This window comes from Flavisolibacter tropicus (assembly GCF_001644645.1).
Taxonomy (GTDB): domain Bacteria; phylum Bacteroidota; class Bacteroidia; order Chitinophagales; family Chitinophagaceae; genus Flavisolibacter; species Flavisolibacter tropicus.
Window position 1 is genome coordinate 4,180,879 of sequence record NZ_CP011390.1, and the last position, 14,281, is coordinate 4,195,159.

Annotated in this window: 9 protein-coding genes; 4 read left to right on the forward strand and 5 right to left on the reverse strand. The window is 43.6% G+C overall.

Going from position 1 to position 14,281, the window contains the following annotated elements:
- Positions 1 to 79: 79 nt before the first annotated feature.
- The 5 genes from SY85_RS17830 to ligA form a co-directional block, all read right to left on the reverse strand.
- The gene (locus SY85_RS17830) at positions 80 to 562 is read right to left on the reverse strand and encodes a hypothetical protein (RefSeq protein WP_066406216.1); all 483 of its coding nucleotides are present in this window, start codon (positions 560 to 562) and stop codon (positions 80 to 82) included.
- A 131-nt stretch (positions 563 to 693) separates the two neighbouring features.
- Positions 694 to 1,548 carry an oxidoreductase gene (locus SY85_RS17835; RefSeq protein WP_066406217.1) on the reverse strand — a complete coding sequence of 285 codons (855 nt, stop codon included), beginning with the start codon at positions 1,546 to 1,548 and terminating at the stop codon, positions 694 to 696.
- Positions 1,549 to 1,680: 132 nt separating this feature from the next.
- Positions 1,681 to 2,349, reverse strand: a complete 669-nt coding sequence (locus SY85_RS17840) for a DUF2461 domain-containing protein (RefSeq protein ID WP_066406218.1) — start codon at positions 2,347 to 2,349, stop codon at positions 1,681 to 1,683.
- A 135-nt stretch (positions 2,350 to 2,484) separates the two neighbouring features.
- Entirely contained in the window at positions 2,485 to 3,045 is a 561-nt protein-coding gene (locus SY85_RS17845) for an NUMOD4 domain-containing protein (protein WP_066406219.1), read from the reverse strand.
- Positions 3,046 to 3,130: 85 nt separating this feature from the next.
- Positions 3,131 to 5,218, reverse strand: a complete 2,088-nt coding sequence (gene ligA, locus SY85_RS17850; protein ID WP_066406220.1) for an NAD-dependent DNA ligase LigA — start codon at positions 5,216 to 5,218, stop codon at positions 3,131 to 3,133.
- 622 nt (positions 5,219 to 5,840) lie between these two features.
- Between ligA and SY85_RS17855 the strand changes: the two genes are divergently transcribed.
- The 4 genes from SY85_RS17855 (at position 5,841) to SY85_RS17870 (ending at position 14,281) form a co-directional block, all read left to right on the forward strand.
- Entirely contained in the window at positions 5,841 to 8,732 is a 2,892-nt protein-coding gene (locus tag SY85_RS17855) for an alpha-amylase family glycosyl hydrolase (RefSeq protein WP_148661234.1), read from the forward strand.
- 5 nt (positions 8,733 to 8,737) lie between these two features.
- Positions 8,738 to 9,460: an NUDIX hydrolase gene (locus SY85_RS17860; RefSeq protein WP_066406221.1), complete on the forward strand. Its 723-nt coding sequence runs from the start codon at positions 8,738 to 8,740 to the stop codon at positions 9,458 to 9,460.
- A 183-nt stretch (positions 9,461 to 9,643) separates the two neighbouring features.
- Positions 9,644 to 12,637, forward strand: coding sequence for a SusC/RagA family TonB-linked outer membrane protein (locus SY85_RS17865; protein ID WP_066406222.1), 2,994 nt, complete (start codon positions 9,644 to 9,646; stop codon positions 12,635 to 12,637).
- A 42-nt stretch (positions 12,638 to 12,679) separates the two neighbouring features.
- Positions 12,680 to 14,281 (forward strand): RagB/SusD family nutrient uptake outer membrane protein, encoded by a 1,602-nt coding sequence (locus SY85_RS17870; protein ID WP_066406223.1) that lies wholly within the window; start codon positions 12,680 to 12,682, stop codon positions 14,279 to 14,281.

Here is a 14,281-nt window from a genome sequence, read left to right on the forward strand (position 1 = left end):
AACGGAAATAAAGAAAAGGCAGGCTATTAATAGCCTGCCTTTTCTTTTAATAATTTACCAACCTAGCATAAAGTGAAATCTAAAGGCCGAAGATCTTTTCCTTATTGAGCAAATCATCTAAGTGCATGTTAGTAAAAGAGAGAATAACTTTCTTCTTTGTCCGGCTTGTATAATTACCACCATGGTCTCTACGTAGCGTAATATCAATATCATTGATCTCCCAGTGTAAAAAGTCAAAGTCCCTTTTTTCTACATCTTCCATAGTTACATTAAAGGGAGAGCCAAACAGGAGAATTAAGCTGTCTATAAATCTTGAGGACAAATCCAATAGCAAATACAAACAATAGGACGTAGTAGAAGGTCTATAAGCGTAAATGTCATTGATAAGAAATTCTCCTAAAGTATAGGGGCGTATTTCTTTAAGCTTACGGTTGAAGTTTTCAATAGACAACGAGTGACTACTTTTCACTAACTCAATACGATCATAAGAACAAGGCAACATTTGCTCATCAATGAAATGCTGTATGTTTTCGCTTTTAGGAAGAATTTCATTTAAATCCATAGTACGGATATATGTTTTGTAATCTGATACATAAAAAAGTAAAAGCTGGTATCAACTGCCAAGCATTTTCTATGTATGTAAGAGAAAGTACGGAGGGATTATCCTTGTCAACTTTTCAACTAGTTAACTTTTCAACTCTTATGAGCCCCTGTTTCAGAAAAAATGACCGATGCCGCCACCGCTTCATTCGCTTCCAGATCCTTTTGTACGGACTGAAGTTTGGCCTTAATTCCAGCCAATGCTAATTGGCCCAGCGGCAAACGTAAGGACTCATTATCGCTATAAACAAAGTCTACAATGGCTCGAGCGCCTTTAACCGGATCGCCTTCTTGTTTGCCATTGGCCTCCTGTATATACTTGTACATAGTTCCTACTGGAGTATGCTGGTAGTCTTCCAGTCTTTTTTGCGGCATTTTAATAGAGGTGCCGGCAAATTGGGTGCGGAAGGGGCCTGGCTCTACTATGGTGACACGGATATTGAAAGGAGCTACTTCCTGCGCCAGGGCTTCACTAAAACCTTCCAGTGCAAACTTGCTGGCGTTATAAATACCAAAACCTCCCAGTGCCCGGATGCCAGACACGGAAGAGAGTTGCACAATATGGCCACTTCTTTTCTCCCGCATTATCGGTAGCACTTCTTTGGTTACGGCTACAGTGCCAAAGAAGTTGGTTTCCATTTGCTGGCGTATTTCTTCCAAACTAAACTCTTCAATGGCACCAACAGTACCATAGCCGGCATTATTAACTAATACATCAATAGAACCAAAATGTGTATAGGCCCTGGCTACTACGGCCTTGATCTTGTCTGTTGCTGTTACATCTAAGACAAGCCCAATACCTCGTTCCGGGTGTTGATTATTAAATGCAATGGCCTGTTCTTCGCTGCGAAACGTAGCTGCGACCATATCTCCTTTATCAATAATTGCCTGTGCAAGAGCCTCTCCCAAACCACTGGAAGCGCCTGTTAAGAACCAAACCTTTGCCATATAGTTTGTTTTAATTTGTTTTTATGAATATGGGGCGTATTAAGTTGACAGCTGATCGTTGACAGAGGAACTTCCTGTCATCTGCCCACTAGCAGCCGTCATCTGATACGTACTGAATAGATTAAAAGGTTTTTAATCCGTTATTGCTCTGTTGATAAACTGTAGTAATGGTTGCAGGGCCTCAAAAGCAGCTACTGTTTTTTTGTGCAATGAAGCGGTGAAGAGTTCTTCGTCGGTTATGGATGTTTCGGCAATAAAGCTTTTTAGTTTTAAATATTCAATAGCAGGGTTATCTTTTTCATAGCCTTTCGGTACAGTAGATAAGCGTATCTCATCGGCTGAATACACATCCCCAAAGTTCTTCTGAAAGGTCTTGGCTTTTATGATAGCTTGAAACTCATCCCAGTTATAATCGATCTCCTGGCGTACAGCTTTTAATGCAGGGGCTTCGGGCATCCACAGGCCACCTCCTACAAAGCTGCTACCGGGCTCCAGGTGAAAATAATAGCCTGCCAGTCCCGACTTGCGGCCGCCTGTTTTAATACTAGCACCAAAGTTGGTCTTGTAAGGCGTTTTGTCGTTAGAGAAGCGGATGTCGCGGTTGATGCGGAACATACAATTCCGGGCTATAGTGCCTGTAATAGACGGGTCGCTTTGTTGCAAGCGGTCAATGACCAATTGAATAAAATTCTGAAAGTCTATACGCGCGGCTTCATACTGCGCGCGGTGTGCATCAAACCAAGGTTTGTTATTATTCTTCTTGAGCTGTTTTAAAAAGGTAAGGGTCTGTGGTTCAAGCATAATAGAACTAAGGTTAACTTGATTGATGAGGATTATTGGGAAATATAGAATGAGGCATGTCTTAAAATCATAAGAAGGATTAGGAGGTGATAAGCATTCTCCTCCTAATCCTTCTTAATCCTAAAAATCGTGGTTCTATACTCTTGACCAGTTCTCGCCGCTTTTAATGCGGTATAAGGTCATTTCACTTACAGCATATTTGTCGGCAATCTGCTTAATAGTCAAACGACGGTTCTTATTGTTCAGCTGGTCTTTGATTCTTCGTACTTGCGTAGCGGTTAGTTTCAAGCCTACTGTGCGGTTAGCTTGCTTTTCTTTGTAAGCAATCTTAGCCGGGCTGCCTTGTTGATGTTCAATCATCTCATCCAATGTAGCCCACTGCAGGTTCTTGATGTTATTGTCGAGCTTGTCGTGGTTCTTGTGGATCACGAACTTGTACTTGGGCGATGTCCTTTTCAGGAACAAACGGGCCAGCTCGCGGTGGATGTACAAGGTGCCCTTATTACCGGGACGGTGTAAATTTAGCGTACGGTAGCCCGTTGTAATAGAGCCGTTTAGTAGCTTACCGTCTTTTAAAATATCTTCTTTATAAGAGGCGATACGTCCGTGTGAGGAAACAGCATAACGGTTGCGTAACGCACCACTGCCGCTAAAAACAAGTGGTTTCCACACTTCGCCGGGTTGTTTATTTATCATACTAATCAATTGAAATGGAGAATAGATGGAGCTTACCAGTTAGAATTCTACTCCTAAGTTAAAACGTTTCCAAACAATTTCTTATCTAAACTTTGCCAATCATCCTCAAAAATTGATCTTCCGTAATTATTTTGATTGAAGTAATCTTCTTTGCCTTCTCTAACTTGCTTCCAGCGTCCTCTCCAACCACTAAATAATTGAGCTTGCTGCTTACGCCAGACACGATCTTTCCGCCATTCTCTTCTACTAACGCTTCAGCCTCACTGCGTTTTAATTTGACCATTGAACCAGTGAACAAAAACGTTTGTCCTTCCAGGTTGCCACCATTGCCAAAATCCTTCTTGGCATTTACTAACTGCAGACCTAAACCTTCCAGTTCCTGCAACATTTTAATGTTGTCATCGTTCTGGAAAAAGGTAAATACACTGTTAGCAACCTTGGGGCCTACGTCTTCTAAATTCATCAGGTCAGCCTCTGTAAAGCGCTGTAGGTCAAGCAGATGGTTCACTGCATGCGCTAAGGTTTTAGCCATCGTTTCACCTACATGGCGCACGCCCAGGGCAAACATCAATCGGTGTAAAGGTTGATTCTTGGAGTTGGCAATTGCTGTTTGCAGATTAGTAATTGATTTGGGACCAAAGCCTTCAAGGGTTCCTATTTTCTCATAGTCCAGCTGGTAAATCTGTGGTATGGTGCACAACAGTCCCAGATTATAAAACTTCTCAATATTAGCTTCACCCAAGCCACGAATGTCCATAGCATCTTTTGAGGCAAAATGGAAGAGGCGCTCTAGCACCTGGGCTGAACAGTTGATGTTTGTACAACGCCAGGCCGCTTCTTCCTCCGCACGGTATAACTCATCACCACAAGCTGGACAGTTACGGGGAAACTGAATGACTTGTTCATTACCGGTGCGTAACTCATGCATGGATTTAACAATATAAGGTATCACATCGCCAGCCCGCTCTACTAATACGGTATCGCCTATACGAAGATCCTTATCACGGATATTGTCTTCGTTAAATAAGGAAATAGAAGAAACGGTAACACCACCTATAGCTACCGGTTCTATCTTGGCTACAGGGCCAATATTACCAGTTCTACCTACCTGATATTCTACTCTAAGAAGTTTGCTGGTGGCCTGACGAGCTTTGAACTTGTAGGCTATGGCCCAGCGAGGGTGGTGGGTGGTCATACCCATTTTATCCTGTAGGTCAAAGCGGTTAACCTTGATCACCATGCCATCTATTTCATAAGGCAGATCATCACGGTGTGCTTCAAACTCGGTACAATAATCGATTACAGCTTGTATGCCGTTGAATACCTTCTTTTCTTTATTGGGACTGCGGAAACCCAGGTTCCACAGCATCTCCAATGTTTCGGAGTGCGTATGAGGTCCTTCATGTCCCGGTAGGATAGAGAAGTAACCCAGGCTATATGTAAAAGCTTCCAACTTACGACGGCCCACTTCCAAAGGGTCTTTAATACGTAAGGTACCAGACGCTGCATTACGTGGATTGGCTAATGGCTGTCCACCAGCTTCTACTACAGCTTCATTAAACTTGGCAAAATTGTTCTTGTTGATCAGTACCTCTCCGCGGATCTCTACGGTGTCTAAACCATAAGTAGCAAAGTGCGCACTTAAGGGAATGGTGCGGATCTGGCGAATGTTGGGTGTAATATCATCCCCATATACGCCATCACCGCGTGTGGCGCCACGAACCAGCCGGTCGTCTTCATATAGGAGTGATATAGAGGCTCCGTCAAACTTGGGCTCTACACAATATTCAATGACCGACTCACCAGTTAGTTCCCGTGCTTTACGGTCAAAGTCTAACAGGTCATCACTGTTATAAGAGTTGTCTAACGACAGCATGGGTACCAAATGTTGCACCGTTGGAAACTCCTTGGTCAATCCCTTACCCACACGCTGAGTGGGTGAATCGGAAGTGATCAGGTCGGGGTTTTCGGTTTCCAGCTTTTCCAAACTTTTGTACAGGGTATCGTACTCAAAGTCAGAGACCAGCGGGTCGTTTTGTATATAATAGCGGTACTCATGAAAACGGAGTACTTCACGCAGGGTATTGATAGCAGAGGGAGTAATGCCTTCTGCTTTGGCAGTTTTTAGTAGGGCTACTGTGTGCTGTTGTAATTCTTTTACGCGGTCTGTCATACGCCCTAAAAGTAGTACGATTTGGGATTTAAGATTTCAGATTTGAAGATTTCTGGATGGCGTTTCACGCAGAGCACACCGTGGCGCCACTGAGGAGGGGTTTTGCAAAGAGCTAAAGAGAAAAAGAGGATCACAGATTAGCAGAGTTTATAATAGATGAAAAGGAAATGTTAGGACAGAAGCCTTCTGTGCGCAGGTGCCCCTTTAGAGGTTGGGGGCGCGCATGGGGGAGTATACAGCCCCTGCTTTATCCTTCCTCTATCCCTAGTCTCTTGTGCCTCTCTTGTACCTCTTCTGTACCTAATCTGTACCTCTTCTGTAGGTAAGTCCGTACCAACTGCACAGATAAAGCCCTCTACCTGCCTTCCACATTCACTACTCCTCCTATTCTACTCCTATATACATTCACTATGGACTCCATACTCATTACTCATTACTCACCACTCACCAATGACTTTTCTCCCGTGGACTGTCGTCTGTCAACCCTGAACTCTCTCTCGGCTGTTTGGCTTGCAGCGTGCAGCTTTCTCCCAGCCTTCCCTCAAAAGAAAGTTGGAAAAAAATAAGCCGGCACAATGTGTTTTCAGTACATATTGTATCTTTAGCCAATTATTCGCTTGCTATGAAGAGAATGCTGCTGCTTATAAGCACCATGGCCCTATCTATGTGCTTACGTGCCCAACTGCTGACCTATACCCCCCTGTTCCCTGCAGAAAATGACGCTGCTCAAAACCTCGTTATAACCGTGGATGCCAATAAGGGAAACAAAGGATTATTGAATTATACCCCCAATAACGATGTCTATGTACACTTAGGGGTGATTACCAATCTCAGCACAACAGCTAACGATTGGAAGTATGTGAAGTTCAGCCAAAATTTCAACCAGCCCAACGCATCCCTGCAAGCCACTTACATCGGTAATAATAAATGGACGTTTACCATCAACGGTAGCTTGAAAAGCTATTTTGGTGTGCCGGCGGCAGAAACCATCCGCAAAATTGCCATTCTGTTCCGTACGGGCAATGGTTCTAAAAAACAGGCTAATGCCGATAACAGCGACATGTACATTCCGGTATATAACGCTGATTTAGCCGTGCAACTGCTGGAGCCGGCTATGCAACCTCTATTCAATCCACAACCGGAAACCCAAACCATTCCGGTGGGTGCGTATACATTTAAAGTAGCAGTGAATAAACCTTCCAGCGTAACACTGAACGCTGGTAATGGCACAGTGCAAACGCTATCGGTTACTAACGAGCAAACCTTTACCGTTAACTATGTTACGGCTGGTTTGTACCAGGTACAAGTAACGGCTAACGATGGTACACAAACCGCTACTACTAATCTGCAGTTAACGGTGGGTAGCGTAACCTCGCCAGTGGCCGATCTGCCTGCTGGTGTTAAGGATGGTATTAACTATGATGCAAGCGGCACCGCTGCCACATTGGTGTTGCATGCCCCGGGAAAAAACATTGTCAGTCTGATTGGTGATTTCAATAACTGGACACCCAGCAACAACTACATCATGAATAAAACACCCGATGGCAAGAAGTTTTGGCTACGACTGGAGGGACTTACTGCAGGTACTGAATACGGCTTTCAATACCAGGTAGATAATGCCTTAAAGATTGCCGATCCTTATGCAGAAAAGATACTGGATCCAAATAACGATGGTTTTATTTCTGCTACTACTTATCCTAATCTGAAAGCCTATCCAACTGGCAAAACAACCGGAATGGTTAGTGTACTTCAGCCCGGTGCACCAGCGTATAATTGGAGTGTTACTAACTTCTCTCGGCCGGATAAACGCGGCTTGGTGATCTATGAAGTGTTGGTGCGTGATTTTATTGCCAACCACGACTGGAAAACACTTTCCGACACCCTAAGCTATTTCAAACGCCTTGGTATAAACGCTATTGAGTTGATGCCGGTAAATGAGTTTGAAGGCAACCTTAGCTGGGGCTACAATGGTTTCCAATACTTTGCTCCTGATAAATACTATGGTCCGGCCAATCAGCTCAAGGCCTTTATTGATAAGTGCCACCAAAACGGCATTGCTGTTATCATGGATATGGTGTTGAACCATACCTATGGTCCTTCACCGTTAGCCCAGTTGTATTGGGATGCAGCTAACAACCGTCCTGCCAGTAATAATCCCTGGTACAACACAGTACAGCCACACGCCTTTGGCTTTGGTGAAGACTTTAATCATGAAAGCGCCGATACCAAATACTTCTTTGGCCGCGTGTTGCAACACTGGCTCACCGAATATAAAATAGATGGCTACCGCCTGGATTTTACCAAGGGACTTACACAAAAGGTTTCTACCAGTGACGCAGACATGTCTGCCTACGACGCTAGCCGGGTGGCTATATTGAATGGTTATGCCAATGCCGTAAAAGCAGTAGCTCCCGATGCCTATATGATATTGGAGCACCTAACGGCTAACACAGAAGAAAAGCAGCTGGCCGATAATGGCTTCCTGCTTTGGGGTAATTTAAACGATAGCTACATGCAGGCAGCTATGGGCTACCGCGACCGCTGGAATTTTGATTGGGGTATCCACAGCGTACGTGGTTGGACACAACCGCACCTCGTTACCTATATGGAAAGTCACGATGAAGAGCGTGTAACGTATAAGAGTATCAAATATGGGAATGCTGTTAGTGGCTATTCCATTAAGGATACAGCTACTGCCTTAAAACGCATGGAGTTGGATGCTGCCTTTCTGTTAACCATCCCCGGTCCTAAGATGATCTGGCAGTTTGGCGAGCTGGGTTACGACTTCTCCCGTTGTTACTTATCCAGCAATAACGATGAAAGCGGCAACTGTGATAAAAAATTAGATCCCAAGCCCATTCGCTGGGATTATAAAAACGAGCCTCGTCGCCAAAGCGTATATAATATATATAGTGGTTTAAATGCCCTGCGCTTTCACGCTTGGTATAAGGAGTTGTTTCAAAGCGGCACTATTACACAAAACTTTAGCGATGCCTTTAAATGGTTGAAAGTGGCCAGTGGCGATACATCTATGCTGGTAGTGGTGGGCAACTTTGATGTAACAACCACCAGTAGCACCGTAACCTTCCCAACGGCCGGTACCTGGTACGACTATTTTGGTAACACCACCTTTACGTCTACAGGAACAGCGCAAACCATTAGTTTACAACCCGGTGAATACCATGTGTATGTCAACCGCAATGTCAACAACATTTCCGTAACGCCGGTAGTAAACATTCCTACCAGCGGTACCACATTGGAAGCCAAAGTATTTCCCAACCCTGTTCATACTAACTATGTAGTGGAGCTATATGTACCCCAAAGTGGCACCACCAGCATTGATTTGTTGAACCTTTCTGGTCAACAACTGGGAACGCTACAACAAAAGTTTCTGATAAAAGGCAAACACCAGCTGTCGTTTAACCGAAGTGGTTTACCTGCTGCGTCCGGTACTTACTATATCAGGATCTATACAAGCGCCGCACAAAAAATAATACCGATCACTTTACAATAAAAGCTATGCAAAAAATAGGCTTAAAAACCGCTGAGATTGAGAAAAAAACGCACCTCGACTTTTTCAATATAGCCATCTCTGTAGACTGTGTGATTTTCGGCTACGAGAATAAAAAATTGAAAGTGTTGCTGATCAAATCGGACCTGAAAGAGTTTGAAGGGCTATGGTCTTTACTGGGCGACTTAGTACGGCCGGATGAAGACATGGAAGAAGCGCCATACCGTGTGTTGCGCGAGCGTACAGGATTACAAAATGTATTTCTGGAGCAGGTGCATACGTTTGGCCGCCTGAATCGCCACCCGTCAGGCCGAGTCATTACTACGGCCTATTACTCGCTGGTGGATACGAAAAGCCATGCTATACAGCTTACGGAAAATGAGCTGCACTGGCACAATATCAATGATATTGAAAAGCTAGCCTTTGACCATAAGCTGATTCTGAATACCTGCTTAAATCGTTTACGCGAACAGGTAATGGAGCACCCGATCGTATTTAATTTATTGTCAGAGAAGTTCTCCTTACGCGAGCTGCAGGATCTGTATGAAGCTATTCTGGGTGTGGAACTGGATCGCCGAAATTTCCGGAAGCGCATCATGCTGAAAAACTGGCTGGTAGATCTGAACGAAATGGAAGAAGATGTACCGCACCGGCCCGGTAAATTATACAAGCTACGTTCGCAGCTAAAGAAAAACAACCGGCCGAATGTAGATCGTTTAATGTCTTTATAACGGTACGCATTAAACAAAATGCTACTACCGGTTTAAAAACCAAACGGATAACCGAAACTTGACGAAAAACATGAAAAATTATTAAGAAAAGTTTCACAGGAAATTAAAAAAAGATTAAAATTGTGTCTTAGATACACATTAACCAAGCTGTATCCTTTACTAACAAAATAGATTGATTGCTTTATGAATTGCAGAAAATTGCTTTGCAACCTCATCCTGCCCGCATTCTTCTTATTGCTTTCCAATGCATTATGGGCTCAAACCAAAACCGTTACAGGTCGTGTAACCGATGCTGCCGGCGCTGGTCTTTCAGGGGTTTCTGTAACTGCGCGCGGCTCGAATTCTGGAACCAGTACATCAGCAGATGGTAGTTTCAGTATTACGGTCCCCACAGCTACGACTATGCTAACTTTTAGTTCCGTCGGTTATGCCAGCCAGGAAATCAACCTCGGCTCTGCAAACGCGATTAACGTGCGTTTACAAACTACTTCCAGCAACCTGAACGAGGTGGTGGTTGTCGGTTACGGTACCGCACGTAAAAAAGATCTGACGGGTGCCGTAACGGCCATTTCTTCAAAAGATTTCCAAAAAGGACAGATCACTACTCCCGAGCAGTTGATAGCCGGTAAAGTAGCGGGTGTTCAGATCACTTCCAATGGTGGTGCGCCGGGTGCTGGTAGTACCATTCGTATCCGTGGGGGTGCTTCTTTGAATGCCAGCAATGATCCATTGATTGTTATTGATGGTGTGCCTTTAGATAATAATAGTATATCTGGTGCTGCCAATCCGCTGGCCATGATCAACCCTAACGATATTGAAACATTTAATATCCTGAAGGATGCGTCTGCAGCGGCTATTTATGGTTCTCGTGCCTCAAACGGTGTAATTATTATTACCACTAAAAAAGGTAAAGTAGGTAAGCCGCGTTTCAATTTCAATACGCAACTTTCTGCAGCTACTCCTGCTAACCAGGTTGATGTATTGAGTGCTAATGAATTCAGAACGTACGTAAATCAGAACGGTACGGCCGAACAAAAGGCATTTTTAGGTTCTGAAAATACAAACTGGCAAGACGAAATTTATCAAACCGGTATCACTACCGATAATAACCTAAGCATGACTGGTGGTCTTGGTAAAATACCTTTCCGCGCTTCATTGGGTTATTTAAATCAAACGGGTATCCTGCGTACTGGTAAATTGCAACGCACTTCTTTGGGTTTCAATATGAGCCCACAGCTGTTCGACAACCATTTGCGCATTGACCTGAACTTAAAAGGTTCATTAAGTGCCAGCCGCTTTGCTAATGAAAGTGCTATCGGTAATGCGGTAACCTTCGACCCTACACAACCCATTCACTCAAAGAGTTCTCGTTTTGGTGGTTACTATGAGTATTTAGATCCGGCTTCTGCAACTGGTTTAAGAGGTTTAGCGCCTTTAAATCCTGTTGGTTTGTTAGAACAACGCGACGATCAAAGCGATGTGCAGCGTAGTGTTGGTAATGTAGTTTTTGACTATAAATTCCATTTTCTTCCTGACTTGAGAGCTAACCTGAACCTGGGTTATGATATTTCTAAAGGACAAGGTACTGTAGTGATCGATGACAGTGCTGCCTCTTCCTATATGCGTCATAAATCACCAACTACGGGCAAAATGTATGGTGGTCAGAATACAGAGTATGAGCAGCATAAACAAAACCTGCTGACAGAGTTTTACTTAAACTATGCAAAAGACATCCGTTCTATCAGAAGCCGTGTAGATGCGATTGCTGGTTATGGCTATCAGGATTTCAAGACGACGAACTACAACTTCCCTGACAAAACATACCGTGATACGATCGTAAGCGTTCCGAACTTTCCGTTCGATGAACCACGCAATACTTTGATCTCTTTCTATGGTCGTTTAAATTATACGTTGATGGATCGTTACCTGTTAACGGCTACGGTACGTCGCGATGGCTCTTCACGTTTTAATGAAGAAAATCGTTGGGGTACTTTTCCTTCCTTAGCTTTTGCATGGCGAATGAAAGAGGAAAACTTCCTGAAAAACAGTAAGGTATTTTCTGATTTGAAATTGCGTGTGGGTTATGGGGTAACAGGCCAGCAAGAGGGTATTGGTCTTTATGATTACATCTCTTATTATAGCTTGAGTAATAACCAGGCTCAGTACCAAATCGGCAACAGCTTCTACAACCTATACCGTCCGGGTGGTTACTATGCTAACCGTAAATGGGAGCAAACAGCCACTACTAACGTTGGTTTAGACTTCGGTTTCATAGACAACCGCATTACGGGTAGTGTAGAATATTATTTCAAAAAGACAACCGACTTGTTGAATGAAATTCCCCAGTCAGCCGGTACCAACTTCTCTAATAAGATCGTAGCCAACGTAGGTAGCATGGAAAACCGTGGTGTTGAATTTAACATTAATGCTGATGCGGTTAGAAATGCCAACCTGACCTGGAATGTAAACTTCAACGCTACGTATAATAAAGGAGAGATCACACAGTTGAATATTACGGATGATCCTTCATTCCTGGGTAACCGCTATTTCGGTATCGGTGGTACCGGTCGTAATATTAAGATCAACTCTGTGGGTAACAAACCGGGTTCTTTCTTTGTATTGCAGCAAGTGTATGATGCAAATGGTAAACCAATTGACGGTCTGTTTGAAGACAGAAACCGCGATGGTGTGATCAATGATAAAGACATGTACCAATATAAGAGTGCCAACCCGGATTTATTCTTTGGTTTCTCAACGAACCTTACTTATAAAAACTGGAATGCCGGTGTGGTAATGCGTGCCAATGTGGGTAACTATATGTACAACCAATTGAACGCTTCTATCGGTAGCCGCAGCAATGTATTTGCAACGGGTTACTTACGTAATGCGTATTCAGATTTGTTAAATACAAATTTCAGTGGTACAAAAGCTGATTATTACTTCTCTGATTATTTTGTACAGAATGCTTCATTCCTTAGAATGGATAACCTGAACATAGGTTACAACATGGGTAAGGTATTTAGCAGTAATGCTAACCTACGCTTGAACGCTGGTGTACAAAACGTATTTACGATCACTAAATACAAAGGGTTGGATCCGGAGATTTCTACTGGTGTAGACAATAACTTCTACCCACGTCCAAGAACCTTTACTATTGGTGCTAATCTGGAGTTTTAATTATTGAGAAAAAGCAATTTCTAATTAACAGATTCTTCTACTATGAATATAAATGTTTTCAAAGCGGGTTGTATTGCAACGCTATGTGCAACTGTACTTTCCGCATGTACAAAAAATTTGGATCGGCTTCCGACCAATGATATTACTTCAGAGGTAGTGTACAGCACTTCCGCTGGTTATAAGCAAGCTTTTGCCAAAGTATATGGGGCTTATGCTCTCACCGGAAACCAAGGTCCTGCGGGTAATGGTGATGTGCAAGGTATTGATGAAGGTACTTCCGATTTTTTACGCTTGCATTGGTGGGCGCAGGAGATTAGCACTGATGAAGCTGTAGTACAAGCTGGCTGGGGTGATCCGGGCATTCACTTCTTTCACAACATGACCTGGTCGCCCAACAACGAGATCCTGACCGGTCTTTACTACCGTTCTTTTTACCAAATCACGTTGGCGAACGATTTTATTCGCCAGGCAGCTGAGGATAAAGTAGCTTCTCGTGGTATCAGCGGTGCCAGTGCCGATAGCATTAAAACCTATAAAACGGAAGCACGCTTTATCAGGGCGTTTCAATATTGGGTGCTGATGGATCTGTTTGGCAACCCAGCCTTTGTAACAGAAAACGATGTCTTAGGTGCCAGCGTACCTAAGCAAACAACCCGCGCGGAACTGTTTAAGTACATTGAAACAGAGTTAAAGGACATTGAAGGCAGTCTTGTGGCACCACGCCAAAATGAATATGGCCGTGCTGATAAAGCAGCGGCGTGGGCTCTGTTAGCGAGAATGTATCTGAATGCCGAAGTGTATACAGGTTCACCACGCTATAACGATGCAATCACTTATGCAAAGAAAGTGATTGACGCAGGTTATACTTTAGTTGGCGACTACCGTCAATTGATGTTGGCCGATAACCAATTGAATAAAAATGAGTTCATCTTAACTATCAATTATGATGGACAAAAAACACAGAGCTTTGGTGGTACTACCTTCCTGACCCATGCGCCAATGGGTGGTTCAATTCCTACTGGCAGCTACGGTGTGAATAGCGGATGGGCTGGTGTTCGAACAACTAAAAATCTACCAGGTCTATTCCCTGATGCAACAGGTGCTGCGGATAAGCGTGCTCAATTCTATACCAATGGACAAAGCCTGGAATTAAGTGCTGAACCCGCTCCGAAATTTGAAGAAGGCTATGCTGTACTGAAGTATAAAAACATCAAACGTGATGGTACTGCAGGTTCTAGTCTGGCACATTCTGATATTGATTTTCCGCTGTTCCGTTTAGCTGAAATGTATCTGATCTATGCCGAGGCTGTTTTAAGAGGCGGTACTGGTGGTGATCTGGGTACAGCTTTAGGTTACATCAACCAATTACGTACGCGGGCTTATGGCAATACATCAGGTAATATTACTGCAGCGGATCTAACAACACGATTCATTCTGGATGAGCGTGCAAGAGAACTGTATTGGGAGTGTTTCAGAAGAACAGACCTTGTTCGTTACAACTTCTTTACCACCGATGCTTATTTGTGGCCTTGGAAAGGTGGTGTAAGCTCTGGAACAGGTGTAGCTTCTTACAGAAATGTATTCCCTATTCCAACAGCGGATATTACCGCCAACCGCAACCTAAAACAAAACACAGGCTATTAA

Excerpts from the sequence above, each read along its gene's own strand:
- SY85_RS17835 (WP_066406217.1), bottom strand. The coding sequence starts at position 1,548 with ATGGCAAAGGTTTGGTTCTTAACAGGCGCTTCCAGTGGTTTGGGAGAG.
- SY85_RS17855 (WP_148661234.1), top strand. The coding sequence starts at position 5,841 with ATGAAGAGAATGCTGCTGCTTATAAGCACCATGGCCCTATCTATGTGC.
- SY85_RS17865 (WP_066406222.1), top strand. The coding sequence starts at position 9,644 with ATGAATTGCAGAAAATTGCTTTGCAACCTCATCCTGCCCGCATTCTTC.
- SY85_RS17840 (WP_066406218.1), bottom strand. The coding sequence starts at position 2,349 with ATGCTTGAACCACAGACCCTTACCTTTTTAAAACAGCTCAAGAAGAAT.
- SY85_RS17845 (WP_066406219.1), bottom strand. The coding sequence starts at position 3,045 with ATGATAAATAAACAACCCGGCGAAGTGTGGAAACCACTTGTTTTTAGC.
- SY85_RS17860 (WP_066406221.1), top strand. The coding sequence starts at position 8,738 with ATGCAAAAAATAGGCTTAAAAACCGCTGAGATTGAGAAAAAAACGCAC.
- ligA (WP_066406220.1), bottom strand. The coding sequence starts at position 5,218 with ATGACAGACCGCGTAAAAGAATTACAACAGCACACAGTAGCCCTACTA.
- SY85_RS17830 (WP_066406216.1), bottom strand. The coding sequence starts at position 562 with ATGGATTTAAATGAAATTCTTCCTAAAAGCGAAAACATACAGCATTTC.
- SY85_RS17870 (WP_066406223.1), top strand. The coding sequence starts at position 12,680 with ATGAATATAAATGTTTTCAAAGCGGGTTGTATTGCAACGCTATGTGCA.